We start from the raw sequence: 24259 nt of genomic DNA, 5'->3' as shown, positions 1-24259 counted from the left end.
TGTCAACGGTTTTCGCCTAAATATTTCTAAGGATTTTGTAAAGGCATCCCGCTGCACATTAAAGAAGCCTGCCCCTATCTTGGGGCAGACTCCGGTACGTGCCGCTTATGGCGTAATTCTCCAGCCGCTTGTTTTGTTCTGCAAATCCCACAGCTTGGCGTATAGACCGCCATTTTCGAGCAGCTCTTCGTGCCGCCCCTGTTCTACGACTCTGCCTTTGTCCAGCACGATGATGCGGTCTGCCTTAACAACCGTTTTCAGCCGGTGGGCAATGAGGATCACCGTGCGCCCTTTAATCAGGCGGCTGATTGCCTTCTGCATATCCCTCTCGTTTTCCGGGTCGAGCGAGGAAGTGGCCTCGTCCAGCAAAATGACCGGGGCGTTCTTAAGCATCGCGCGCGCAATGGAAATGCGCTGCTTCTCTCCTCCCGACAAGGTGGACCCGCCCTCGCCGACGATCGTGTCATACCCTTGCGGCAGCTTCATAATGAACTCGTGGCAGCAGGCTTCCTTGGCCGCCGCCTCAATCTCCTCCTGAGTGGCGTCCTCCCGTCCGTAGCGGATATTGTTGCGGATGGTGTCCTGGAACAAGTAAACATCCTGAAACACCATGGACATTTTTTTCATAAGCTTTTCCGGGTCCATCTCGCGTTCGTCGCTGCCGCCGAAGAGCACCTTCCCTTGCTGCGGGTCGTAAAACCGTGCAATAAGGCGCAGCAGCGTGCTTTTTCCGCTTCCCGAAGGGCCGACGATGGCCGTAAGCGTCCCTTTCTTCATGTCCATAGAAACGTTATCAAGAACGGTCTTTTCGCCATAAGCGAAGGTTACGTTCTCGAGCCGGATATCATGATCCTCCGGCGGCTCCTTCTCCCCCGCCATGACAGGCTGCTTCAGCAGATTGACGATGCGCTCCCCCGCCATGACATCGTATTTAAAGGCGGGCAGCCTCATAATCGCAGCCGACAGCGGATCGAAGACGCGGGTGCCCACCAGCAAAAACGTGGCAAACAAAGGCACCGTAATTTCGCCGCCCAAGATGAGGTAAACGCCCGCCATCGTCATTAAGGACAAGCCCGCTTCCATAAACGCAATGGCAACCAGGAAAAAGGGACCGAGCACCCCTTCCAGCTTGATGCTTTCCCGCCTATACCGGGAAAAAGCCTGCTCCAATCTTTGGAAGTTTTCGCCGCGCAGGTTGTAAGCCTTGATGATTTTCATACCGAGCAGGTATTCCTGCAAGCGATTGGCCTGATCGATTCTCGCTTGCGAATGGCTCTTGCCGAGCTTGCGTTCCAGACGGGACACTCCCCACAGAATCAAAATCGTTACGGGAAACCCGGCAAGCATGGCCGCAGCCAGCCGCCAGTCCACAAAGAGCAGCCCCCCAAAGGCCAGAACGGGGATGATCGCGCCGCTGACAAGCTGGGGCAGGCTATGCGTCGCGGCATGTTCCATTTGGGTAAAATCGTTCATCATCGTATGCCCCAGCTCGCCTGAATCTTTGCTTAAGAGGAAGCCGAGCGGGAGCTTGCGCAGATGCTCGGCCACCTGTGCCCTGCCTTCGGCAGACGACTCGTACGCCCCGCGGTAAGTGGACCGGTAGGCCATCAGCTCGCCGATAAACAGCACCGCAAGGAACAGGACCATCCCTCCCCAAGCAAGCCACAAGCCCTGGATATCCAAAGCAGGCCGCTCCGCGGAATAGTAGGCGTAAATCATGCTCACCGCCGCGGCCACGCACCCGAACGGAAACAGATTGGCCAGATTGGCGAACACCGTCCAAAGGATGGGCTTCAGCATTTTCCGGGGATTCCCTGCCGTAATATAACGAAGAGTGTTCATCATCGCTCCAGCGCCTCCTCTTCCCGTCGAAGATCCATTTCCCAGCAGGCGGTAGCGGTATGGGCGTCCCACATCTTTTGGTATAGGCCGCCGCGGGCGATAAGCTCGTCGTGGGTGCCCCTATCGTCGATTTGTCCTTCCTTCAGCACAATGATCTGGTCCGCTTCGCAGATCGTTGTCAGACGATGGGCAATAATCAGCACCGTTTTGCCCTTGACGAGCTCGCGCAGCGCGATCTGCATTTGATATTCGTTTTCCGGATCGGCGTAAGCCGTAGCTTCATCCAATATAAGGATGGGCGAATTTTTCAATATCGCTCTTGCGACGGATACCCGCTGTTCTTCGCCGCCCGACAGGTATACCCCGCCCTCGCCGATCAGCGTGTCGTAGCCCTTGGGCAAACGCTCGATAAACTCGTGGCACTGGGCTGCCCTTGCCGCTGCGTAGACTTCTTCTTTTGCCGCCGTCGGTCTGCCCGCCAAAATATTGTTGTAGAGCGTGTCCGAAAACAGGAACGTATCCTGGAACACAAAGGACAGGCACTCCATCAGCTCGTTCGATCTCATGTCCCGTATATCCGTACCGCCGATGGTAATGCCGCCCTTCTGCACATCCCAAAACCGGGGGATTAATTGGGCAATGGTCGATTTTCCGGAGCCGGAGGGACCGACCAGCGCCGTGATTTGTCCTTGCGGTGCGGTAAACGAAATTCCTTTCAACACCTCTGCGCCGCCCTCGCCGCCGTATGAAAAGGACACCTCGCGGAGCCCGATATCGTACGCGGAAGGCTTTTGTCCGGATTCCGGCTCCACGATAGCCTGTTCTTGGAAGATTTGGTCCATGCGGTTGACCCCTTCCACGATGACGGTCAGGGTTGACGCAAAGCTGCCGAGCTTGAAAATCGGTGTCGAGATGCCCGGCGCAAGCACGAGAAAAAACATCAGCGTGACGGCAAAGGCCATATGATCGGGATCGCCGCTGATGAAAAACAGTCCGACAGGCAGGACAAACGTGGCCAGCGACAACATCATGACTTTAAAGGAAACATAGCCATTTTGAAAGCTGTCGGTATACTTGACGCTGAAATCGCGGTACCGAAGCATGTCGTCATAAAACTTCCGGAACGAACGGACCGTCTGTCCGAAAATTTTGATGGAGGGCATGCCCCGTACGTACTGAATCGAAGAAGCATTGATATTTTCCAGCGCGTCGAAATATTCCTTCAGCCCCGCTTGCGCTTTTGAACCCGCCATCATGGAGTATTGGCAGGCAAAGCCGATCAGAATCGGGATTACGCAAGCCAAGGCAAGCCACATATCGAGCGAAAACATCGTCACCGTGATGGCCGCGATCATGACGGCGGTATTGATGAGATCGGGCAATTGATGCGCGATAAAAAGCTCGATTTTCTCGACATCGTGCTCGATCACTTTCTTTATTTTCCCCGTGGCATGTTTATTAAAGTAGCCGAGAGGAAGCGCCCCGATATGATCCGACAGCTTGACCCGGATGCCGTACAGTATGCGAAATGCGGCAACGTGCGAGCACATCCCGCCGATATACATTAAGACATAACCGAGCGCCATCCCCGCTGCGCCCCAGACGGCCCACCGTATGATAAATGCGGCGTCCACAGCGGAAATGTCCGAAGCGTGCTTTAGAAGCTCGGCCATCACGAAATAGACCGAGACGTACGGAACCAGCATCAAAAATACGCTTGCGGTGGACGAGATCCCCGACCACACGAGCAGCGTCCTTTTTTCGCCTGCCAGCTCCAACAGTCTTGGAATGCCTTTTTTCGGTTTATTACTCAAGCTTGCTCATTCCTTCAGGTTCATTTTTCAGTTCCAGCACATGATCGCAGGCCAGCTTCGTCAAAATGCGGTCATGGGTGATGATGACAACGGTTTTGCCTGCCTGCGCAAGCTTTCTCGCCCATGCGGCCACATTCAGGACGCCGTCCCCGTCGAGCCCGCTCGTCGGCTCGTCGAGCACGATCAGCTCCGCGTCCGAGCAGTACGCCGCGGCGATGGTGACCCGCTGCTTCTCTCCGCCGGACAGAGACGCGGGGTGCCGGTCCCGAAGCGCTCGCAGGCCGAACGCATCCATCGCTTCATAGGCCCGCAAGCGGAGCGCATCGTCCAGACGCCTGCCCAAGACCAGCTCGTTGCCCACGCTGTCGGCGTAGAGCTGGTAATCCGCATCCTGCATCACCAAATAGCTCAAGCTGCGTCTCCCCGCTGCCGAACGTTTCTTCCCGGCGTAATACACCTCTCCGCCCTGCTGCCGCAGAAGTCCGCAGAGCACTTTGCACAGCGTCGTTTTCCCGACGCCGTTGTCCCCCGTCAATGCGGTTACGCTGCCCGGCTTCAGGGTCATATCGATCCCTCGAATGGCCTGAGACGCCGAGCGATAAGCAAAAGTCAACGCCCTCCCCTCCCAGCCCTGAGGTGAAGAAGCGTGGGCGGAAGGATGGTTGATCCCGGCCAGTTCCATATCCGGATGGCGCAGCCCGTACGGCTTCACGTCCTCGTAACGAAGCGCCGCGAATTCGTCCTTGTTCCATGTTCGGGCGATAGTTCCTTGTTCAATCAACACGTATCGGTCCGCCACCTCAAGGAAAGCGTGCAGCCTGTGCTCGCTCAGGATTAGCGCCGTTCCCGACCGCTTCAGCTGCAATAGAGTCTGCACCAGCTCGGAAGTCGCTTTCCCATCCAGATTGGCGCTCGGCTCGTCCAGAATCAGCAGCTTCGGAGACAAGATCGTGGCCGCTGCGATGGCGACCTTTTGCTTTTGCCCGCTCGAGAGCTGATCCAAGGGACGGTCCAGCAAATGCGCAATCCTCATACGATCCGCTGCGGCTTGAACGCGACTGCGGATTTCGTCAGGCGCGAGCCCCAAATTTTCTCCCGAGAAGGCGAGCTCGTCTCGCACCAGCGACATAAAAAACTGGCTGCGCGGGTCCTGAAATACCGAGCCCGCGAGCCTTGTCTTTTCTTCCGGAAGAAAAGAATTGACGGGCTTTCCCGACACCTGCACCGTGCCCGCCAGCATCCCCGGATAAAATTGGGGAGCGAGGCCGTTGATCATGCGCAGAACGGTGCTTTTCCCGCAGCCGGAGCGGCCGCAGAGCACGACGCATTCCCCGGCTCCGACCGTCAGATGAAGCTCGGATACGCTCTCCGTTTCACCGTGGTCCTCAAAGGCGCTTTCATATATAAAACCTGCGGCTGTCAGTTCAATCATCTTGTCCTCTCCTACTCCACCATCACGCAAATTCCGGCGGACAGCGCTATAAACACCAATATCGCGGCACCGTCCGCCGCCCGGATTCCGATCGGATGCACGCTGCTCCGGTTCGCGGTACACTCGATGCCGCGAAGCACGGCCGACGCGGCCAGCTCGGAGGACAGCTTCAGGCAGCGCACGACCAGCGGCATCAAAAAGCATTCGTAAGCCAGCGCAGGCTTTTGCAGCACGCTGTACCAGCGCTTGAAAATGCCCCGGGCGCGCATCCCGCTGCGAATCGCGGCCATCTCCTGCATAATGACCGGAAAAAATCGGGTGAGGAGGCAAATGGTAATGATCAGGTTTTTCGGCAAGCGCATGCGTTCGAAGGCGCACATGATGGCGCTCGGCGAACAAGCCAGAAGCGCGGAAGCAACCATCATCAAAGGGATCATCCGGCTAACCGTATAAAAAACAATAACGAAGGTCCCGAACACGATCCCGCTTAAAGCCAAGATGGCGGCTTTGCAGCCAATAAACAGGAGCCCGTATTGCACTGCCTTTCTCGGAAGTCCGAGAGCCAATAAATACAGCATACCGAGCAGCATAACCGCTATCGTTTGAGCGGAAGAGCCCGCAATCAGGGTCAATAGGCTCATCAACAGCAAAATAAGCAAATGCGTGCGCGGGTCCAGCCTTACCTTGATGCTCAAGTTCGACCCTCCTGCCGCTAGATCAGCTTCGCTTTTTTGACATGCCGGTTCAGGAACTTATTGCCAAAAAAGCAGCCAAGCACCGAGCCCGCCACGGTGAGCGAGACCATCACAGCGACCATGCTGGGGGTTTCGTAGTAATAAAACATCGTATTCATCGCTTCCTGCGAATAGCTCGCCGAATAGATCTCGATCATTTTCTGCTTGAACAAGAGCAGGGGAATCACGGCGCACAGCGCAAAGCCTGCAAAAAAGATGCTGTAGCCGGCGGCATTGCGCTTCCAATTGCGGTAGCTGTTCCGCCCGGCCATGACAAGCTCGGCGATCATCCCGAAACCGAGCAAAAAAAGCATATTGATGAGCCCCATCGCCAGAAACAACAGGACGGAAATGACCGAAGTCGCCATCAGCACCCCGCGTTTGGAGATTTTGCCTGCCATCACCATGTATAGAGGACCGCACAGCAGAGCCATGATGCCCGGACCTGCGAGATGGGCAACCGCCGGTGTGAAAAACATCGAGGCGCTCATGGAAACAGCCGTCATGACGATCATAATCACGATATTAAAAATCACGCAGGTGACGACGTCCTTGATACTCCACCGACGCGGCTCCGCACCTATTTGTTGAACCCTTAACTCTTGCATACTTCGTAGTCTCCTCTCGATTGTCGATCAGCCTAATTGAGAATCATTCTCTCTTAGCAAAGTATGCAGGAAACCTTGCGGCACGGGCTAACACTTTTCGGAGCAAAATCAACAGAAAACGGATTTTTTAGATTTGAACTTCACGAACATTTGTTCTATAATTAAGGTATCATAAGTTCGGAAGGAGAGATGCAGCATGGCGGCTTCCAAAAAAACTTTAAGAACTTGCAGCAATGGACACCAATACGTTAAAAGCAGCGATTGTCCCACCTGCCCGATCTGCGAGCAAGAACGCAAACCTGACACCGGATTTCTTTCCCTTCTCTCGGCACCGGCGAGACGAGCATTGGAGCACCATGGAATCACTTCTTTGCAGCAGCTCTCCAAGTACAGCGAAAAAGAGATCTTGCAATTTCACGGTATGGGACCGGCATCTTTGCCTAAACTTAGGACGGCTTTGAAAGAAAACGGGTTGTCATTCAAAGACTAAACAACGTTCTAGCAGCCAAAAACAAAAAAAACTGCCGGCATCTGCCGACAGCTCCGTTCTCCCTATTCAGTTCATGCTGTACTTAACGACATGACGCAAATAATCTCCCGGATTTACCCCGAATTTCTTGCGGAACGATAGCGTAAAAAAGCTCAAATTTCCATAGCCGACCTGAAAGGCGGCATCGCTGACCGACAGCCCTTGTTCTTCAAACAGGAGACGGGCTTTCTCCAACCGTTGATCGATCACGTACGCATGCACCGATTGTCCGAACATTTCTTTAAACCCTTTTTTCAGCTTGTACTCGTTCAAGCACACCAGCTTCGACAGCTCGCTCAAGGATACGGAAGCGGCAAGATTATGATCCAATATTTCCTTCGCCTTGCGGATGCCGGTCATATCCTGCCTGGAAAGATTCGCGGAGCCGTTCGTTATCCCGTTCTGCAAGACGGCCTCCCCTACATAGGTAGCCATAAGCTCAAGAAGCTTCCCTTCCATATAGACATTTCTCAGCGATTTGTCGTACCGGCAGTTCCGGATCTGCTGGAGAATGACCTTGACCGCCGGAGTCATCGGATATTTCCCGAAAATCTCCCGGAGACCTCCGTTCCGGGCATAATCGTCTTCTTTAAATATGTTTTTCAGAATCGTTTGAAACGTCACTGGGTGAAGCTTGACCCCCATAAACCGGTATTTTTTTCCGGGTTCAATCGTGCATCGCTCCTTGCCTTTGGCATTGCTGAGCAGGAAGCTTTCGTCCGTCTCAAAATCAAACCGCTCATTCGTCTTTCCCATTATATCCCATTCAGCACCCTCGCCCAAACAAAAGAACAGATCGACATAGGCGGCGTTCGACACGGACTCGATCTCCAGCTTCCGATGAAACGTCATTTCGAAGTCCGTGATGTGCACCCTGTTCACGGAAGAGATTAATCTGGCGTAGCCTTGGCCGATCCCTTCGGACAGCACATAGTCGCATTTCCCCGCTTCTTCTATACGCTGGAATCCTTCGCGAATCGAGGATCTCTCAATCACGAAGGATTCCATCCCGTCATGATTTGCCAATCCGGTCTTTGACATCTTCTGTTTCTCCCCCTGCACTTTACAAATCGATCAAGCTGCAACGGATAGCAAACGCATCCGCCTCCATTTTAATTGATAATGATTATCATTGTCTATTGGGAGGGTGAAAAAATATCCCCGGATGAAGCGCTGTGGCTTCTTCCAGGGATATCTGTGTTAAACGGCAGTTGTTGACGCAGGAAACAAACGACCTTCCCGCTCCCGCTTAGCCGGCGTTCTCCAGCTTCTCCACCTGCACCCTTCCTGAGAAAAAGACGGCCCCGCCGCCCATATCCGCCACTCGGTCCGGGGTCAGAGCATTCACCAGGCGGCTGCTTCCTTCCTCGTCCGCCCATAAGCCCTGGCTGACGACAGTGCCGGGAAGGACGTCGTCGCCCACCGAGGCCGTCAGCTCGCACGAGCCGCGCGAGTTCCGGACCCGTACACGCTCGCCGCTTTGGATCCCCAGACTCGCGGCGTCTTCCGTATGCATGTAGAGCTTCGGCTCGCCTTCCAGCCGGACATGCTTTGCATGATGCGAGAAAGTCGAGTTTAAGAAATTGTGATTGGGCGCCGGAATAAATTGAAACGGCAAATCCTTGTCCTCGTCCGTCGGCAGCGGCGTGTACGTAGGCAGCGGCGGAAGGCCCTTCAGCTCCATCGCTTTCGAGTAGAGCTCGATCTTTCCGCTCGGCGTGGGCAGCTTGCCCGGAAACAACGGCCGGACGTTCGCTCTGACGTACTGCTCCTCCCGAAGCCGCTCATACGTAATGCCTTCCAGGTTCGGATTGGCGGGATTGTTCAGCGCCTGCCGAATCATGTCCTCGTTTGAATCGCGCAAAGCTTCTTCTTCGAAGCCCATGCCTTGGGCCAGCAGCCGGAAGACCTCCGGATTGGACTTGCTCTCGCCGTAAGGCTCAATGGCCGGCAGTTGAAGCTGGACGTAATGATGCCAGTAGGAACGGTAAATATCATGATTCTCGAAGGAAGACGTCGCCGGGAGCACCAGATCAGCGTACCGCGCGGTCTCCGTAAGAAACAAGTCGTGTACCACCGTAAACAAATCTTCGCGCATCAATCCTTGCCGCACTTTGCCGGCATGCGGAGCGACGACCGCCGGATTTGAATTGTACACGTAAAGCGAGCGGATCGGCGGATCAAGCTCCAGCAGCGCATTCCCCAGCAGATTCATATTGATAAAGCGGGCCGGCTGCTTGCGCAATTGCGGACGCTGGAGGGCGGCTTTATTGAATTCCAGATAGCTGCCGTTGCCTTTGATCGCCCCGCCGCCGCGGTGCATCCATTGGCCTGTCAGCGCCGGAAGACAGGCGATCGTGCGAACGCACATCCCTCCGTTGTCGTGGTGCTGAATCCCGTTGCCGATCCGAATGAAGGACGGGGTCGTACGGCCGTACAGCCGGGCAAGCTCGTAAATGTCTTCCACGGGTACGCCCGTAACGGAGGACACGAATGCCGGGTCATACGATTTCACATGCTCACGGAGCTTTTCGTGTCCGACCGTATAGGTTTGTAAGAACGATTCATCGGTCATGCCCTCTTCGAACAAAATATGCATCAGGCCAAGCGCAAGAGCGGCATCGGTTCCCGGGCGAACCGGAATGAACCAATCCGCCCATTTGGCCGTCCGGTTGCGGTGTACGTCGATCGCCACAATTCGCGCGCCGTTCTTGCGCGCCTTCTCCGCAAGCACGATTTGATGCAGGTTGGTGCTTACCGCATTAATGCCCCACATCACAATCAGCTTGGCATGGACCGTATCCTCCGGAGACGTGCCATAGCTGCCGCCCATCGTATAATGGTACCCTGCCGTTCCCGCGGCTTCGCATATCGTGTACTCAAGCCGGCTGGCGCCCAAGCGGTGGAAGAAGCGCCGATCCATGCCTTCCGCTCCGATTCTCCCCATATTCCCGTAAAAGCTGTACGGCAGGATGCTTTCGGCCCCTTCCGTCGCTATCAGCGTCTTCCACTTGGACACGATCGTCTCGATCGCTTCCTCCCACGAGATACGCTCGAACGCGCCGTCTCCCTTCTTCCCCGTTCGCTTCAGCGGGTAGCGAAGACGGGCCGGGTCATACAGGCGCTCGGCCATATGGCGCACCTTGTTGCATATGGCGCCCTGCGTGATCGGGTGCGCAGGATCGCCCTCCACCTTCACGATTCGCCCCGCTTCTTTGTGCAGCAGCAAGCCGCACTGGTCGGGACAGTCCAACGAGCAGACGCCCCGCACGACTTCTTTCGCTTTTTCCTCCATCGCGTTCATTGCCTTGCCTCCTTGCGAATCAGCTTCTTACATACTTCTTCTCCATTCCTCGTTCATCCTCCTGCCGCACTCGGCAGACATTGGAGTTTCACCCTCATCCGGTGCAGCCGGTCGATCAGCTCAACAATAGAACCTTCCCGTGGATGCCCGACTCCGCGGCATGGATCGCGCTTATGGCTTCCGTCAATTCAAATTTGGCTCCGATCTTCATCATAGCCAGCTTGTTCTCCCGGACGAGCCGCACCACATGCTGAAAAGCCGCCGCCCATTCCTCCTGCGACGAATTCCGCACCCATTGCCGGAGATAAAATGGCTTAACGCGAACCTGCGTCCCCCGGACCGCTTCATGCCACACGGCCGGAATACCTGATAGCAACCCGACGCTTAGGATTGTTCCGGCCTTATTCACGCAGCGCACCAGCCTTTCGCCTTCCGGTCCTCCGATACTATCGATCGCCGCCGTGGCGCCTTGGCCTGCCGTCGCTTCCAAAATTCGATCTTGGACGGAGTCTTCCTCCGTGTTAAACACATAGGCCGCCCCAAGAAGCCGCAGCTCGGAGGTATGCCGGTCGCTGCGCGTCAGAGCAATCATTCTGTATCCGAACACTTGCGATAATTGGGCAAAAATTCTCCCAACGGCGGAACCCGCCGCATTCACAACCAACACATCCCCATGTGTGAGCCGGAGTGCCTCGCGGCATATCAACCAGGCGGTAACCGGGTTAATGTAAAGCTGGCAAGCCGTGTCATCGTCGATGTCTTCCGGTACGGGAACGGCAAATTTAGCAGGGGATGTCACATAGTCCTGCCACGTTCCGTCGCCTTGCAGAGGCAATACGCGCCTTCCCAGCATTTGCTCGGAGACTCCCGGCCCTACGGCTTCCACAACCCCTATCCCCTCGTAACCGGGGACCGCAGGCAAAGTAATCCGGTGGGGATACGCGCCCCGAATCGGGATTACGTCCGACGGATTAATGGGCCGTGCCCTCATTTTGACGGAGATTTCCCCCGGTCCCGGCAAAAGCGGCGGCTTCTTCTCGATTCGCAATACCTCGCCAGGTTCACCGAAACGATAATAACGAACGGCAGTGGCCTTCATGTCTTCGCGCTCCTGTTCCTTTAAATTTCATTTTTACTTTCAAAAAATATGCTGTTTACGACAGGAATGATGTGGTTTAAAACGCCCCCGGTTCGAGGTATACTGGAAGAGGTAAGGCTAAATGAAGTGCAGGAAAATAGCCCATGCTTGCAGATCATCCTATTCGAACGAAGGAGCGAAACTAATGGCTGTTAATTTGTACCTTACGTTTAATGGAAATTGCCGTGAAGCCGTCGAATTTTACGCGGAGGCTTTCGGAACGGAAAAGCCGCAAATCATGGCCTTCGGCGATGCGCCGCCGAATCCGGAATACCCGCTGCCGGAGGAAGCCAAGCATTTGGTCATGCATGCCCGCCTTACCATTAACGGAAGCATCGTGATGTTTTCCGATACTTTCCCCGGGACGCCTTTTACAGCCGGAAATAACATCAGCCTTTCCGTGGTCAGCAAAAACATCGATGAAATTAAAACATACTTCAATAAGCTCAAAGAAGGCGGCAATGTCGGCATGGACCTGCAAGAAACGTTCTGGAGCAAATGCTACGGCCAATTAACCGACAAGTTCGGTATCCCGTGGCAGTTCAACTACGAAGAATAGGGCGGTTCGCCCGCATAGCCGCATCACGGCTTACAAATAAAGACTCATATCCGGCATGCGCCGGTATGAGTCTTTGACCTTTTCCGCTAATGAAGCCCCGGCTGCCGCGCTTTCTCCACGCCTCGACCCGTCCGGACACCCCCGGCTTCGGGTAACTGTTGATGATGTACGTTTTGACGGTCGCCAGCGAAGTGCACAGCCGCCCGCCAATCTCCTTGTTCGACGCTCCCGTGTGGATCTCCTGTCGGAGCGTCGCCGCTCCGCGAAATCATAATAACATAAATTCCCGGACGACAGCGAGTCCGGCCAGGAGCAAAATCGGCGCCAAGCCGAGCACGCAGCCGAGTGACCCGCATAAGCGGATATCCCCTCGTGCCGCTCAAGCCCACCGACCAGTTTGTTGATGCCCTGCTTCGCTGTACTATATAATAGGCTGACATAAATCGAGCGTACTATTGGGGGAATTCGACAATGTGGAACACCGTGTTTGAGAAGCCATATCTTAAGCGGGAAGGAGCGACTGAAGAGGAGCTTGACCGCTTAGTAAAAACGTGGAACGAGAAGCTGTCGCCGCAAGAAATCGCCGGGATTGCGGAGCGGCAGACCAATCCTTTTCCTGCGAATCATCCGCTTCATGCGCAATACAAGCCCTTTGACCCGTCGTTGTGGGATCTGCCGCAGAAGAAGCTGCCTGACAGCTACTTGGACTTTTTGCGCTATTCAAACGGCGGGGAATTTCAAACCGGGGACCGCTATTTTCAATTTTTCGGTACGACCGAATTGAGAGACTACAACTTGGCGTACGAATTCCCCGAATACATGGCCGGCTCCGTATCCATCGGTATGGACGGCTGCGGGAATCATTATATTTTGGATATGAGAGAAGACATGAACGAGGACGAGTATCCGATCTTGGCGGCGCATTCCGGCAATCTGGGCTACGAGGACTGCAAGCAAGTCGCCTGCTCGTTCCCGGAGCTGTGCAGGGGAACGACGTCGATGGATGAGGAGCTAGATTGAGTTCCGTACCGGAAAAGCTGCGGTCCGTCCTACCTTGAGTCCAAGGTCTCGGGCTGCACAACGATCGAAAGCCGCGGTCGGAATGCCCTATGCGCTGCTTCTATTTGGCACAACCTTCCTTCGCCTATTTACTTATTATTCCGATTGTGATACTTTGAATAAAAAGCGCATGCGAAAGGAAGAATTCCCCATGGCTAAAGTCGAAAGCTTCGAATTGGATCATACGATCGTCAAAGCGCCGTATGTCCGCCTGGCCGGCACGGAGAAAAACGAAAAAGGAAGCACCATTCAAAAATATGACCTCCGTTTCCTGCAGCCGAATCAAGAGGCTCTGCCTACGTCCGCCGTACATACGCTGGAGCATTTGCTTGCCACCTATTTGCGCGACGAATTGACGGGCGTCATCGACGTCTCTCCGATGGGCTGCCGAACCGGATTTTATATGATTCTATGGGATGAGCATGAACCTGCGGACGTTGCCGCCGCGTTGACGAACGTGCTGAAGAAAGTCGTGGCAACGGAAGCGGTGCCTGCCGTCTCAGCCTTGGAATGCGGCAATTATAAAGATCATTCGTTATTCAGCGCGCAGGAATATGCCAAAAGCGTACTTCAGGCCGGGATAAGCGACGATCCGTTCCGTGCTTAACGAGAGGATACTGGTGTATGCTTGATTTTGCAGGCGGCATGACGATGACTTGAGACCGAAGCGGGTACAGCAGTGCGGTTCTCTCCTCCAATTTCTGTTGACGATGCGGAATCATTTTTGATATGATCTTTACCGATAATGATTCTCATTTTCACTTATGATTTTACGGAGGGAAATGATGGTTAAGAACAAACCGCTCTGGGCCGCCGGCCTGATTTTTTTGCTTCTCGTTACGCTGCTCTCCGCTTGTGGCGGTGCGGCAACGACCGCGGGCGATCCCGCCCCGGCTAAGCAAACCGGCAAGGAGCCGTCAAAGGAAAAGCCCGCCGCAACCCGCAGCTTCGCCACGGTCAAAGCAATATCGAGATCCCGGTACAACCTAAGCGGATCGTCACGGATTATTACGGCGGCGAACTGCTGTCCGTCGGCGCTAACGTGGTCGGCGTCGAACCGACGACCTTCGACAATCCGTTTCTGAAGAAGCGGCTCACGGGAGTCGTCGACGTAGGCACGCCGGTGAATGTGGAGAAAACGCTGGAGCTTGCCCCCGACCTAATCGTCGTGATGTACGACAAAAACTATGAAGAGCTGTCCAAAATCGCCCCCACTCTGCATATCCCTTACGGCACGACGTCCAACATTTACGAAGCGATAAGGCTGTTCGGCGATATTGCCGGCGAACCGCAAAAGGCGGAGCAATTTATCGCGGCATTCGATCACAAGGCGGCGCAAGGCCGCGAGAAATTGAAAGGGGTCATCGATCCGAACGCCACCTTCGGGCTTTACGAGCTGACGGATAAAGGCACCTTATGGGTATTCGGGGACAACGCCGGACGGGGCGGTCAAACGGTGTATAACGCGCTGGGGCTGAAGATGCCGGACTTGGTCCGTTCGGAGGTGAAAGGCAACACCGGTTCCGTGCAGCTGTCGATGGAAGTGCTGCCCGACTATGCGGCCGACTACATGTTTCTGACGACCTACGACCCCGAGAAAAAGGGTGAAGCCTTGAGACAGCTGCAGGCTTCGTCGGTGTGGCAAGGTCTGAACGCGGTTAAGAACAATACGCTGTTCATGAACGACTTCGATACGTTTTATCGCTACGATCCGATTGCCGTTATGGGGCAGATCGACCTCGTTGTAGACATGCTGCTTGCGAGAGCGGAAGAGAACAAGGCGAACAAGAATTGATGCAGCCTATTCATCGCAAAATAGACCGTTTCCTTGGCCGGAACGGTCTATTTGCTTATCGTTTGAGCCCTTCCACCAATAAGGCGATGACCGTCATCGTCTCCTCCAGTGCTTGCTGCTGATCCGGCATCTGTGCAATCCAGAGCGCCGATTCGTTCAGTGCGCCCGACAGAAAATGCGTCATCGCCTCGATGGATGCGGGCCGGAAGCACCCTTGCTCTTTCATAATTTGAAGCTGCCCGCGCAGCAGCCGCATCGAATGCTGCTGATCCATTTTGCGCCAGACGTCCCAGCCTAACACGGCAGGGCCATCGATCAGCAGAATCCGCCGGCTCCGGGGTTCTACCGCAGCCTTGACGAAGGCGCGGCACCCGAACAGCAGCTGCTCCCACACATCGTCGCTTTGGGACGCCTCCGCCTCAACCTGCTCCGCGACCTCCTTCTGCACCGCTTCCAGAACGACGTGAAACAATCCCTTCTTATTTCCAAAATGGTGGTAAAGCGCCCCCCGCGTCAGCATCGCCTCGCTTACGATCTCTTCCAGGGCGGAATCCGCATACCCTTTTTCGGTAAAGTGCCTTCTGGCAATGGCGATCAGCTTGCGAATCGTTTCGTCGGTTTCTTCTTTATTTTTTTTCACGGGACACCGCTCCCCTCCTTCCTGTTCGGCTGCCCGGTTAGTCGAAGCTTTTTAGCAGGTCCAATACTTCCCGGTCTCCGGATTTCGCCAGCGACCGCAATCCGTGACGGGCGATCCAAACGACGCGCTTCCCGCCATCGTCCAAACGATCCCGAATCCAGTTTATCGTAATCTCCCGGTGATCTTTCGTCAAATCGTTCAAATGATTGGCGACCGATTTCCTGACGTATAAGGAAGGATCGTCCATCAGCGGCTCCAGCAGAGCCAGGTTGCACGCGGGGTCTCCCCGGAGGACTCCGATTCGTTTGGCCCAAGGAAGACGCGGACGGGTTCCCTCGCTGACGAGGCGGCGTACATGAAGGCTGGGATCATGCGTCCAGTCGTTCAACAGGCGCAAGCAATCCTCCAAATGGTGCTCCAAATAAGGGCGTATCGCGTACTCCGACGTATGCCGTTTGGTGATCTCGTAGAGCGCCTGCATGGAAAGTCCGACATGCGACAGGCCGTATTTTTCCACGAAATAGGCAACCGGCATTAAAAAATAACCGTTCTTGAACATGCCTTCCTCGGTTTCATTTTCCGGTCCGAGAATGTTTAACAGAGTGCGCAGAGCCTCCGGATAATCCGGAGGCAACGCTTTCCGCAGCTCATCGGCTATGACCGCGACTCTGCCTTTCAGTTCTAGCGGTCCTACCTGCGCGGCCACAGAACCGGCAAAAGCTTGCGCGGGAAAGCCCGGAGCATAGGGCTGGATCAGACCTGACAGCCGCTGGGCCAGCCCGGCCCCGAAGTAATGCTTCAAGGCTGCGGTTTCGCTCATGCTTTTCCTCCATCTTCGCCATCCGCCCACACGTTCTCGGCATATTGCGCGCTCTCCGCCTCCGAAGGAGGAATTATTTTGATCACGTCAATTAAGACGCCGTTAGGATCGCAGGTGATGAAGTGCCGCTGTCCGAACTCTTCGTCCCGCAGCTCAAGCTTCAAGGGCAGCTTCTCCCCGACAATGAGCCTCCGGTATTCCGCATCGACATCGTCCACTTCAAAATTAAGAATCAAGCCCTGCACCGGTCTGCGGTAGGCCTCGGGTATCGTATGATGCGCAGCGTCCAAGATCGCCAATTCGTGGGAAGCGCCGCCCTGAGACATCCGCAAGCTCACGTACCAATCCGCTTCGTATACCGTTTCAAAACCGAAAATCGATTTGTAAAAAGCCGCGCTCGCCGCAACCTGCTCCGTCAAAATAACCGGGTAGAAGCTGTTTGTTTTCATCGCCGTGATCTCCTTTTGGAATTAAGATAGTTATGCTAGTTGCATCTTAACATACATACAGCATGTATGTAAATAAGCCATTTCCATCTTCGCCCAATAATAACTTGAAAACGACACTTATGTCGTTTATAATAGCCTTGCGATCAAAACGACACTTATGTCTTTTTTTATTGCAGAAGGAGCTGATCCCGTTGTCTCCCAAAGTAAGCGAACAGTACAAGAAGGACAAAAAGCACGAGCTGCTGCAAGCGGCAAGGCGCGTGTTTATCCGGGAGGGCTATACGCAGGCGACAATGCAATCGGTCATGAACGAGGCCGGAGTATCCAGAGGCGCGCTATATTCCTACTTCGACAATATCGAGCACGCGTTTATCGAAGTGCTGCAGTTCGACGACCGGCAGGATATCCTCTTCTTCGAATTGACCGATTGCTCGCCGCTCTGGCCCCAGCTAACCGACTGGGTCAGCCGTCAGCGGCACAGCCTGAAGACGGCCGGGCAGACGCTGCTGCTGGCTAAGGCGGAGTTTTTTCTATCCCCCGGATACAGGCGGAATAAAGAAAGCTTCCCGTATATCGCGGAACGTTACTTGCGGATCAAGGAGGCCATCCAGTCGGTCGTTGTCAAAGGAACGGAGCGGGGAGAATTCCGGCCCCGCCTGTCGCCGGAGGCGGTCGCCTTGTATTTCATTTCGTTTATGGACGGACTGATGCTGGACACGTTCCAATTCGGAGCGGAAACCACCCTTGTGGAGGAGCAGTTGACCGTCTTCCTTTTCTCGTTGAAAGAAATGCTCTGCCCGATTGACCAGGTTTAACTACCCATCCTATCCTAAAGGAGTGCTTGCTATGTTGTTCGAATCCGACAGAATCGTCTTTAGAAAAGCGACGGCGGACGATGCGGAGCTGTATCATGCGTGGAGAAACGATCTGGAGGTTATGCGTTCCACCAGTCCTTGGCTCGATCTTTACGAGTTGGAAGAAACGCGGCAATTTGTTCATCAAGTCATCCTGGGCTCCCCCTCCTCCAAAAGCTACATTCTGGTCGATAAAACCTCGGAAACGCCGTTCGGGATTACTTCGTTAATCCATATCGATTCCAAAAACCGGAATGCCGAATGTATCATCGATATCGGCAACAAAGCTTATTGGGGGAAAGGCTACGGAACCGAGGCCTTAAAGCTGCTCCTGAACTATGCATTCCTGGAGCTGAACCTGCACCGGGTCTCGTTAAGAGTATTTTCCTTCAACGATAGAGCGATCAAGCTCTATGAAAAGCTTGGCTTCCGGCGGGAGGGAATTTCCCGGCAAAGCTTGTTTAGAGAAGGGGCATGGCACGACATCATTCATATGGGCATCCTTCAACATGAATACGTCAACGGCCGCTCCGGTGATATCGGAGCAGCCGTTACGAAAGCTTGATCTGGCGGGGCCGTTCCCCGCATTTCACTTAATTAATAGTCAACTCCGCCTTCCGGCTGCCGTCCTTGAAGTGATAGAAGCCCGGATTCAGCTCCAGCTTACCCGGCTTGGACAGCAGCCCGGGGTACCGCTCCACTTTCTTGCTCGTGCCGTTGCCGCCCGGGGGCGATGGTGTGATCGGAGGATAAACGACCTCTCCGTCCTGCTTCACGGACGTTTGCGAGACGACGATAAAGTCCGGGTCGGTCGAGTACGATTCGACGATCAGATCCTCGCCCTCCTTGTAATACGTAAACGTGACCGGAAACTGGTCCAGCTTCGTGTCGATCGTCTGCTTCGTTTCGGACGGAGTGTCCAGCGGATGCCACGCCTTAGAGCGTTTCGTGACGCGGGCATCGGACAGCAGCAGCTTCATCGGCGCCTGGGACCAATCCTGGGACCACTCCCGCAGTGGGAAGCTAAGATACCAGCCGCTTTTTTCCGTGTGCCAGCTTCCGCCGTCAATCGTTTTGCCGTCAAGCACAAGCTGATTGGTATCGTAATATACAGATTCCAGATCCGGCGACTTGGTCTTGCGCTTATCGTCATACATCAGACGAACTTCCAGCGGCGTTACGACAAGCTCCTTCAAATCCATATCCGAATCGTTGGCAACCGTCGCCGGATCAAGCGGTTTGCGGAATTTCGCTTGGCTCGCCTTCACACCATCGGCTTCAAATGACGTATTCCACGTGCCTGTAATTGTTTGTACCGTGTCCAAATAGGTGAAGTACAGCTTGGCGCTCTTCAGCTCGGAATCCGACAGACGGAATGTGTTTAGCTGGAGCAAAATCCCCGCTTTCTCCGTGGGCAATGTAGCGGAATAGCTCGAATCCACCCTTTTTTCTCCCACTTTAAGGAACAGCCCCGGATTCAGCTTTCCATCCTCCGGCCCGCCGATCGGAACTTCATAGCGCACCGTCAGCACATCGTTTTCCCTCGCAGCCGAAACGATCTGCAGCGTTCCGAAACGGGTCCGGCTGTCCACACGGTCGTTATCCTTTAGCGACATCGGGCTGGCGTCAAGCTCCGTATCTTTATATTTGTAAAAGACCATATTTTGCAGCGACAGCTTAAGCCGATCCTTTTTGTTTCCCAGTCCATTTTGCGTTTCCAGCAGGCCGACCATCCGGTTCGGCGAGTCGGCTTTGCGGGCGAGGACGTTCAGCGGCAGCGTCTCGCCTCGGGAATTCGTTATCGTTTTGTACTCGAAATCAACGATGTGATAGTCCGGCAGCGAAGGAACGTCTAAGGTAAACATAACATCCGTCCGCCGGTCGTCCGTGACAACGCCATGGAGTGCCAACGACGCGCCCGCCGACGTTACCGTGATGTCCAGCGGATTGCCCAAGCCGGATTCCATTGCCGTCGTAAAGCCCAATCGGTCAAACAGCACCGGCCAGCCCATCGATACGCCCGCAACCACCGGAGCAGCCACAATGACCGAGGATACCGCAATAGCCAAAGGGATAAGACGTTTCCGGCTGCGGGCCAAACTTCTGCTTCTTGGCGCTGCCGAAGCGTTGTGCAGATTTGTATAAGCCTGTTCCGTTTGAATTCTTTCCCACATCGCTTCAAAATCCGGCAGCTTGGGACGCTCCTTGCGTGCCAGCTCCAGCAATTGCTCTTCCGTCAGCTTATTCAAGACATTCCGCTCCTTTCAAATCTGGATTGCTCTTTCCCAGCTCTTTTCTCATCTGCCGCAGCCCTCGGTTCAATCTCGATTTTACCGTGCCCGGCGGGATATTCAGCGTCTCTGCAATTTCCTGCAAGCTCAGCTCGTGAATATACCGCAATGTCATTACCGTCCGATTCTTGACCGGCAATGCCCGGAGCCGCCGCTCGGTCTCCAGCTCGGTTTCCTTCCGCTCCAGCGCTGCGTCCGCCGCTTCCGAATCTCGCCTGTGCTCCAGCAGGAAATGCTTCAGCTCCTTCAACACGCCCCGCTTCCTGCGGTCCAGATGGTTTTTGCACATATTCACGGCGATCCGCAGCAGCCATGGCTTGATCCGTTCGACGCCTTGCCGATCCGTCCAGAACGCCTTCAGGAATACCTCCTGGCAGATGTCCTCCGCATCGGCGGCATTGTGCAGCATATAGTGGCACAAATAGTACACGTCCCTGCGGTAAGTATCGAATAATTCCCGGTCGGTCAACTCTTGCTCACCCCCTATCGCGTTACGACAATATGACAAATAACCGGGGATTTCGGTTCGTCGTTATACAGTTCAAACGAAAAAGACCGATCCTCCCGAATCGGTCATACATGGGCAATCAGCCTATTCCCGCTGCTCCAGATCGCTTTTCCATTGCTCTAACTGTTCTCTTAGCTTATCATCAATGGACGGAAGCCGCAGCCAGCTGCAAAGCAGCGCATAACTAAAGAAGCAATAGCCTTCATTCGGAATCCGCTCCACGAGCTGGAGAAACACTGCGGATACCGCTTGTTCCAGCTCAGGATCGCCTTGCGCTTGATAAGCCAATACGGTCACCGCCGCATTGACCGGCCAGTCCGACTGACCGTAGCATAGGGACAGCAACGGCTCGGAAGGCTTGGTCGGGCTAAGCCGCGCCATAAGGAATACCGCCGCGTACTGAATGCGCTGGAGCCAGCGCCAGCTTGATATCTGTTCAGGCGGTTCCGGCGGATGAGTCAAGACGGCGAATAAGTCCGGCAGATGCGCGGTGGTGAGACTTTGGGCAATTTCGCCGGCGATGCGGTACCAATCCTCGATCTGGTACGGTGTAACCGCCAATCGGCGTACGGCGTCTGCCGCTTGACCCGACGGTTTGGGCATGGCCGGCTGTGCGTTTACCCCGTCATAGCTCCATAACATCGCGCCGTTCTCGGCGATCGCCTGCCTTGGATCCGGCTCCGGGACGTTGTCGATGGTCAAATTCAGCTTGGGCGGGTTAGCGCTTCTGCCGAATTTGTTCAAATAGAGCTCCATCGCACGGATCGCGCTCGGCGCCTCCAGATGGTTAATCGTCAGGCTGATCGACCCGCCGCTTTCCAGATCCGGGTTTTGCTCCGCCACTTGGCGCAGCACGTTAATGGTCGCTTCCTGCGGCTCCGGGATATAATCGACAAAAGGAAGTTCGGAGCCCGGCAATAACGGTTTCAGCAGCTGTCTCGCTCTGCCGTTCGAAGCGTTCGCTTTATAGTAAGCTTCGATTTTTCCCAATCGCTCGGCGTCTTTTTTGAGCATATACTCGCAATAAAGGATCGACGGGATCGCCCATTCGTGACCGGGCCGGATCTCTGCGGCCTTAATGTAAGCTTTCAGCGCTTTTTTGTACAAATCGTTTTCCAGATACATGTCTCCCAGATCCAGGTAGCCCGCTTCATTGCCGGGGTCGAGCCTGCCCGCTTTCTTATAAAAGCCGGCCGCCTTGCGGATGTTGCCTTGGGCTTTGAAGCATAACGCCATGCCAATGGCCGTGTTCCAACATTTGTTCAGCTTGTAGGCCGTTTTGGCTGCCGCAAATGCGGCCAGAACATCCTCTTGTCTCCGGTACATCGAGGAGAGCAGCCAGAACAGCATATAAGCTTTAGGACGGGTCTCGCACATCTTTCGAAGCACGGACACCAAAGCGGCCAGCACCTTGCGCCGTTCGTTTCCTTCGAGCAGATCAACGGATCTCATCACTCCGCCGAAGAATACAAGCATCGTATTTTCATCGATTTCATCCACGTTTGCAATTTGCGGCTCCCATTCGCAAACCCACACCAGATAAGGGACCTCGGGCTTTACTTTGATCACCTGTCCCAAGAGCCCGAAAGCTTCGTTAAAGTTGTTCACCCGGGCATAAATATACGCCCTTACCGCCATGACGGCGAAATAATTGTTCTCCTCGACCGGCACATAAGGAAGCAGATCCTCCCCCGAATTCATCCACTCGTTAAGGGAACCGAGCCATTCGGTATTGGACGGATCGGTCGACAAGGCACAGGCCAGATGGTATAAAGCGTGCTGAAAATCCCCTTCACTGCGGGCCGCCTTATAAATTTCGAAATCCTGCTCAGGCGAAGGAAAACGATGTTCTTCTTCGGTATGTACGTGTTCCAATTCTGTCACTCCTACGTAAAATAATGTTCGGGCAGCAGCGCTTCCAATTCCTTCAGAAGCCGTTTGCTTTCCTCCGTACGGAATTGCTTCAGCGCGGAGATCGCTGCCATCCTGCCGTTAGGCATCCCGGTTTGGGCAACCTCGAACAAGATGCGGGCCGCCGGCGTGTAATTTCTATCCCTTATAAACACAATGGCTGTTTCCTGAATAAACATATCATCCGAAGCCAGATAGCGGCAAATCTCTTCCGATCCGGCAAGAGCCGGTAAATCTCTTGAATGATCTTCAGATCATGCACGCTATGCTCATGCTGCTCGTCCCGGTCGGACACGACAGGGTAATCGCGCGTCCGCAAGCAGCGGACAGATGCCCTTGAAATTTGAAGCGCCCGGAAGTCCCCCATGCCCTCTCCTCCTATGCAATTGTAACGTTAAGTTTGCCCGAAAACGAACTCTACCTTTTATCGGCCGCTCCCCAGTAAAATGTTAGTTTTAGGAACGGATTGTAAGTTTCATCACAAAAAAAACAAGCACCCGGCAGTAAGTAAATACCGCAGTGCTTGTTTCCATGTGGCACGTTTATTTTACTTCAAAGTCAGGCCCCGTATATTGCGAAGGAATTACAATTTCACCGGATTTGATTTTCTCCGTAAATTCGGCGATCTTGTCCTTCACTTCCTGCGGAACGGTTGGAGCAAGCGCCAGACGGACCGCATCCGGATTTTCGAGTCCGATCTTCACGACGTTGTTCGGCTTCCAGTTGCCTTCGGCCAGATCCTTGATTGCGCCGTATACCGTGAAGCTGGCATCGGAAACCGCGGAGCCAATGAAGACGTCGGGCGCATCCGCATAATAATCGCGGACGTTGCCGAATTGGAACACGCCATTATCGCGCGCGGCTTCCGTCACGCCCGAACGGGCGACGTTCAACATCGTGAAGATCATATCCGAGCCGGCAGCGATTTGCGCTTGCGCGACTTTTTTAGCCAAAGCGGCATCGTCCTGGTTGCCGGTGAAGGTGGTCAGGAACGTTGCATTCGGATTCGTGTATTTCAAGCCCCCGGCAAATGCGGCACGCCCATGAAATCCGGGAGTTACCCGCGCGCCGGAAATATGCGACACGACATTGGATTTGGTCAGCAGCCCTGCGGCAGCACCGGCAAGCCATGCGGATTCTTCCTGCTTCACTTGGTAGCTGGACAGGTTATCGCCAGTCAGGTTCGTTTGCGTATTTACAAATTTAATTTTCGGGAATTCCTTGGAGACCAACTTTACGGCTTCCGAGCTTTGCCCGGCATGGGCGATGATCATATCGGGCTTCTTCTTGGCCAGCTTGCGCAGCTCGTCGGCAATTTTCGCCGTATCGTGCGGGACATTGTCCACATAGGTCGCTTTCAGGCGGAAGTCTTCCTTCGCTTTCATCAGTCCGCGGTAAGCGGATTCCATAAAGCCTCCGTCATTGGCAGGACCGGGCAGCAGCAAAGCAACTTTAAGCTTTTTCTGTTTCTTCGCGTGCTCATTGCTGGCCTCCGCACTTGAGAAGCCGGATGAAAATATGAGGATCATGATGGCTAAACTCGACAAAGCCAGTTTTGAAAGAAGTTTTCTCAAGATGCTTTCCCTCATTCCAAAAAATGTTTTGTCCGGACACAACCGAGAATAAACCAGACTTCGATTTTTGTCAAACCATGACGAAAAATATTTTTCTATGTCGAAAGTCCGTGATATCAGCCGAAAACAGGTATTAATTTCCATTTTCATACGACATTAATCCTATCAATGGATTCCTGCCTCGTCCGGGTGTAAGCATTTGGGTTTAGTTAAAAAGTCTTGTCTTTTCCGCAGGGCTATATTATACTTTGGCGGAAAGCTACACATCCATAATGCGACAAAATACGACAATGGCAAACTTTTCGAAAGAAAAGGACGCAAAGCCACGGGCCTACGGAGAGATTCAATCTACGGCAGCCGGGCCGCCGAAATTTGGGATCCGTCCATCCTTTTTTTCG

At 54.3% G+C, this 24259-nt stretch carries 23 protein-coding genes, 1 pseudogene and 1 riboswitch; of the genes and pseudogenes, 7 read left to right on the top strand and 17 right to left on the bottom strand.

Annotation, left to right across the window (positions count from 1 at the left end; all coding sequences use genetic code 11):
* Window positions 1-105 precede the first annotated feature (105 nt).
* The 5 genes from PEH01S_RS15920 to PEH01S_RS15900 are packed head-to-tail and all read right to left on the bottom strand — an operon-like array spanning window position 106 to window position 6430.
* Entirely contained in the window at window positions 106-1842 is a 1737-nt protein-coding gene (locus PEH01S_RS15920) for an ABC transporter ATP-binding protein (RefSeq protein ID WP_164827875.1), read from the bottom strand.
* The gene (locus PEH01S_RS15915; RefSeq protein WP_127486612.1) at window positions 1842-3656 is read right to left on the bottom strand and encodes an ABC transporter ATP-binding protein; all 1815 of its coding nucleotides are present in this window, start codon (window positions 3654-3656) and stop codon (window positions 1842-1844) included. The genes PEH01S_RS15920 and PEH01S_RS15915 overlap by 1 nt, the downstream gene beginning before the upstream one ends.
* A complete protein-coding gene (locus tag PEH01S_RS15910) occupies window positions 3649-5088 on the bottom strand; it encodes an ABC transporter ATP-binding protein (protein ID WP_127486609.1) in 1440 nt (479 codons plus the stop codon). The genes PEH01S_RS15915 and PEH01S_RS15910 overlap by 8 nt, the downstream gene beginning before the upstream one ends.
* 11 nt (window positions 5089-5099) lie before the next feature.
* Entirely contained in the window at window positions 5100-5783 is a 684-nt protein-coding gene (locus PEH01S_RS15905) for an energy-coupling factor transporter transmembrane component T (RefSeq protein WP_127486607.1), read from the bottom strand.
* A gap of 17 nt (window positions 5784-5800) precedes the next feature.
* A complete protein-coding gene (locus tag PEH01S_RS15900; RefSeq protein WP_127486605.1) occupies window positions 5801-6430 on the bottom strand; it encodes an MptD family putative ECF transporter S component in 630 nt (209 codons plus the stop codon).
* 196 nt (window positions 6431-6626) lie between these two features.
* Here PEH01S_RS15900 and PEH01S_RS15895 point away from each other — a divergent pair, with 196 nt between their 5' ends.
* Entirely contained in the window at window positions 6627-6920 is a 294-nt protein-coding gene (locus tag PEH01S_RS15895) for an RNA polymerase alpha subunit C-terminal domain-containing protein (protein ID WP_127486603.1), read from the top strand.
* Between the two features lie 66 nt (window positions 6921-6986).
* Here PEH01S_RS15895 and PEH01S_RS35440 read toward each other — a convergent pair whose 3' ends face one another.
* The 3 genes from PEH01S_RS35440 to PEH01S_RS15880 all read right to left on the bottom strand — a co-directional run bounded on the left by PEH01S_RS35440 (window position 6987) and on the right by PEH01S_RS15880 (window position 11362).
* The gene (locus PEH01S_RS35440; RefSeq protein WP_127486601.1) at window positions 6987-8000 is read right to left on the bottom strand and encodes a helix-turn-helix domain-containing protein; all 1014 of its coding nucleotides are present in this window, start codon (window positions 7998-8000) and stop codon (window positions 6987-6989) included.
* Between the two features lie 208 nt (window positions 8001-8208).
* Complete coding sequence (locus PEH01S_RS15885) at window positions 8209-10263, bottom strand: molybdopterin-containing oxidoreductase family protein (protein ID WP_127486599.1); 2055 nt, start codon at window positions 10261-10263, stop codon at window positions 8209-8211.
* Between the two features lie 115 nt (window positions 10264-10378).
* The gene (locus PEH01S_RS15880) at window positions 10379-11362 is read right to left on the bottom strand and encodes a zinc-dependent alcohol dehydrogenase family protein (RefSeq protein WP_127486596.1); all 984 of its coding nucleotides are present in this window, start codon (window positions 11360-11362) and stop codon (window positions 10379-10381) included.
* A gap of 184 nt (window positions 11363-11546) precedes the next feature.
* Here PEH01S_RS15880 and PEH01S_RS15875 point away from each other — a divergent pair, with 184 nt between their 5' ends.
* Entirely contained in the window at window positions 11547-11960 is a 414-nt protein-coding gene (locus PEH01S_RS15875) for a VOC family protein (RefSeq protein WP_127486594.1), read from the top strand.
* Here the strand turns inward: PEH01S_RS15875 and PEH01S_RS15870 are convergent.
* Window positions 11944-12198, bottom strand: a complete 255-nt coding sequence (locus PEH01S_RS15870) for a helix-turn-helix transcriptional regulator (protein WP_127486628.1) — start codon at window positions 12196-12198, stop codon at window positions 11944-11946. The genes PEH01S_RS15875 and PEH01S_RS15870 overlap by 17 nt on opposite strands.
* Before the next feature lie 233 nt (window positions 12199-12431).
* On the opposite strand from PEH01S_RS15870, the gene PEH01S_RS15865 reads away from it, so the two are divergent.
* The 3 genes and pseudogenes from PEH01S_RS15865 to PEH01S_RS15855 all read left to right on the top strand — a co-directional run bounded on the left by PEH01S_RS15865 (window position 12432) and on the right by PEH01S_RS15855 (window position 14814).
* Window positions 12432-12980, top strand: coding sequence for an SMI1/KNR4 family protein (locus PEH01S_RS15865; protein WP_127486592.1), 549 nt, complete (start codon window positions 12432-12434; stop codon window positions 12978-12980).
* A 190-nt stretch (window positions 12981-13170) separates the two neighbouring features.
* Window positions 13171-13626, top strand: coding sequence for an S-ribosylhomocysteine lyase (locus tag PEH01S_RS15860; RefSeq protein WP_025852389.1), 456 nt, complete (start codon window positions 13171-13173; stop codon window positions 13624-13626).
* Window positions 13627-13804: 178 nt separating this feature from the next.
* Window positions 13805-14814: pseudogene (locus tag PEH01S_RS15855) on the top strand (iron-hydroxamate ABC transporter substrate-binding protein).
* A gap of 55 nt (window positions 14815-14869) precedes the next feature.
* Here PEH01S_RS15855 and PEH01S_RS15850 read toward each other — a convergent pair.
* From PEH01S_RS15850 to PEH01S_RS15840, 3 genes are read right to left on the bottom strand one after another with little or no spacing between them, the layout of a single operon-like run.
* Window positions 14870-15454 carry a TetR/AcrR family transcriptional regulator gene (locus PEH01S_RS15850; protein WP_127486590.1) on the bottom strand — a complete coding sequence of 195 codons (585 nt, stop codon included), beginning with the start codon at window positions 15452-15454 and terminating at the stop codon, window positions 14870-14872.
* A gap of 37 nt (window positions 15455-15491) precedes the next feature.
* Window positions 15492-16274 carry a DNA alkylation repair protein gene (locus PEH01S_RS15845; RefSeq protein ID WP_025852386.1) on the bottom strand — a complete coding sequence of 261 codons (783 nt, stop codon included), beginning with the start codon at window positions 16272-16274 and terminating at the stop codon, window positions 15492-15494.
* Window positions 16271-16723, bottom strand: a complete 453-nt coding sequence (locus PEH01S_RS15840; protein WP_025852385.1) for a VOC family protein — start codon at window positions 16721-16723, stop codon at window positions 16271-16273. Before PEH01S_RS15840 ends, PEH01S_RS15845 begins: the two co-directional genes overlap by 4 nt.
* A 191-nt stretch (window positions 16724-16914) precedes the next feature.
* Here PEH01S_RS15840 and PEH01S_RS15835 point away from each other — a divergent pair, with 191 nt between their 5' ends.
* Both PEH01S_RS15835 and PEH01S_RS15830 read left to right on the top strand, forming a co-directional pair.
* Window positions 16915-17538 (top strand): TetR family transcriptional regulator, encoded by a 624-nt coding sequence (locus tag PEH01S_RS15835; RefSeq protein ID WP_127486588.1) that lies wholly within the window; start codon window positions 16915-16917, stop codon window positions 17536-17538.
* Between the two features lie 31 nt (window positions 17539-17569).
* Window positions 17570-18142, top strand: a complete 573-nt coding sequence (locus tag PEH01S_RS15830) for a GNAT family N-acetyltransferase (RefSeq protein WP_025852381.1) — start codon at window positions 17570-17572, stop codon at window positions 18140-18142.
* Window positions 18143-18170: 28 nt separating this feature from the next.
* Here the strand turns inward: PEH01S_RS15830 and PEH01S_RS15825 are convergent, their stop codons facing one another.
* From PEH01S_RS15825 to PEH01S_RS15805, 5 genes are all read right to left on the bottom strand, one after another.
* A complete protein-coding gene (locus PEH01S_RS15825; protein WP_127486586.1) occupies window positions 18171-19826 on the bottom strand; it encodes a DUF4179 domain-containing protein in 1656 nt (551 codons plus the stop codon).
* Window positions 19819-20337 (bottom strand): RNA polymerase sigma factor, encoded by a 519-nt coding sequence (locus PEH01S_RS15820; RefSeq protein WP_127486584.1) that lies wholly within the window; start codon window positions 20335-20337, stop codon window positions 19819-19821. Before PEH01S_RS15820 ends, PEH01S_RS15825 begins: the two co-directional genes overlap by 8 nt.
* A gap of 123 nt (window positions 20338-20460) precedes the next feature.
* Entirely contained in the window at window positions 20461-22251 is a 1791-nt protein-coding gene (locus tag PEH01S_RS15815; RefSeq protein ID WP_127486582.1) for a tetratricopeptide repeat protein, read from the bottom strand.
* 11 nt (window positions 22252-22262) lie between these two features.
* Window positions 22263-22442, bottom strand: coding sequence for a hypothetical protein (locus PEH01S_RS15810; RefSeq protein WP_127486579.1), 180 nt, complete (start codon window positions 22440-22442; stop codon window positions 22263-22265).
* Window positions 22443-22829: 387 nt separating this feature from the next.
* Window positions 22830-23816: a BMP family protein gene (locus PEH01S_RS15805; RefSeq protein WP_127486577.1), complete on the bottom strand. Its 987-nt coding sequence runs from the start codon at window positions 23814-23816 to the stop codon at window positions 22830-22832.
* Between the two features lie 327 nt (window positions 23817-24143).
* Window positions 24144-24231: riboswitch (cyclic di-GMP riboswitch) on the top strand.
* Window positions 24232-24259 lie beyond the last annotated feature (28 nt).

Origin of the sequence: Paenibacillus ehimensis NBRC 15659, assembly GCF_004000785.1 — a bacterium.
Lineage (GTDB): Bacteria > Bacillota > Bacilli > Paenibacillales > NBRC-103111 > Paenibacillus_G > Paenibacillus_G ehimensis.
The sequence above is the reverse complement of the archived record's forward strand: the minus strand, read 5'-3'. Positions and strand labels throughout refer to the sequence as shown.

Coding starts and splice junctions, on each gene's coding strand:
- PEH01S_RS35440 (WP_127486601.1), bottom strand. CDS start 8,000: ATGTCAAAGACCGGATTGGCAAATCATGACGGGATGGAATCCTTCGTG.
- PEH01S_RS15830 (WP_025852381.1), top strand. CDS start 17,570: ATGTTGTTCGAATCCGACAGAATCGTCTTTAGAAAAGCGACGGCGGAC.
- PEH01S_RS15865 (WP_127486592.1), top strand. CDS start 12,432: ATGTGGAACACCGTGTTTGAGAAGCCATATCTTAAGCGGGAAGGAGCG.
- PEH01S_RS15885 (WP_127486599.1), bottom strand. CDS start 10,263: ATGAACGCGATGGAGGAAAAAGCGAAAGAAGTCGTGCGGGGCGTCTGC.
- PEH01S_RS15895 (WP_127486603.1), top strand. CDS start 6,627: ATGGCGGCTTCCAAAAAAACTTTAAGAACTTGCAGCAATGGACACCAA.
- PEH01S_RS15845 (WP_025852386.1), bottom strand. CDS start 16,274: ATGAGCGAAACCGCAGCCTTGAAGCATTACTTCGGGGCCGGGCTGGCC.
- PEH01S_RS15880 (WP_127486596.1), bottom strand. CDS start 11,362: ATGAAGGCCACTGCCGTTCGTTATTATCGTTTCGGTGAACCTGGCGAG.
- PEH01S_RS15900 (WP_127486605.1), bottom strand. CDS start 6,430: ATGCAAGAGTTAAGGGTTCAACAAATAGGTGCGGAGCCGCGTCGGTGG.
- PEH01S_RS15860 (WP_025852389.1), top strand. CDS start 13,171: ATGGCTAAAGTCGAAAGCTTCGAATTGGATCATACGATCGTCAAAGCG.
- PEH01S_RS15840 (WP_025852385.1), bottom strand. CDS start 16,723: ATGAAAACAAACAGCTTCTACCCGGTTATTTTGACGGAGCAGGTTGCG.
- PEH01S_RS15805 (WP_127486577.1), bottom strand. CDS start 23,816: ATGATCCTCATATTTTCATCCGGCTTCTCAAGTGCGGAGGCCAGCAAT.
- PEH01S_RS15920 (WP_164827875.1), bottom strand. CDS start 1,842: ATGAACACTCTTCGTTATATTACGGCAGGGAATCCCCGGAAAATGCTG.
- PEH01S_RS15875 (WP_127486594.1), top strand. CDS start 11,547: ATGGCTGTTAATTTGTACCTTACGTTTAATGGAAATTGCCGTGAAGCC.
- PEH01S_RS15910 (WP_127486609.1), bottom strand. CDS start 5,088: ATGATTGAACTGACAGCCGCAGGTTTTATATATGAAAGCGCCTTTGAG.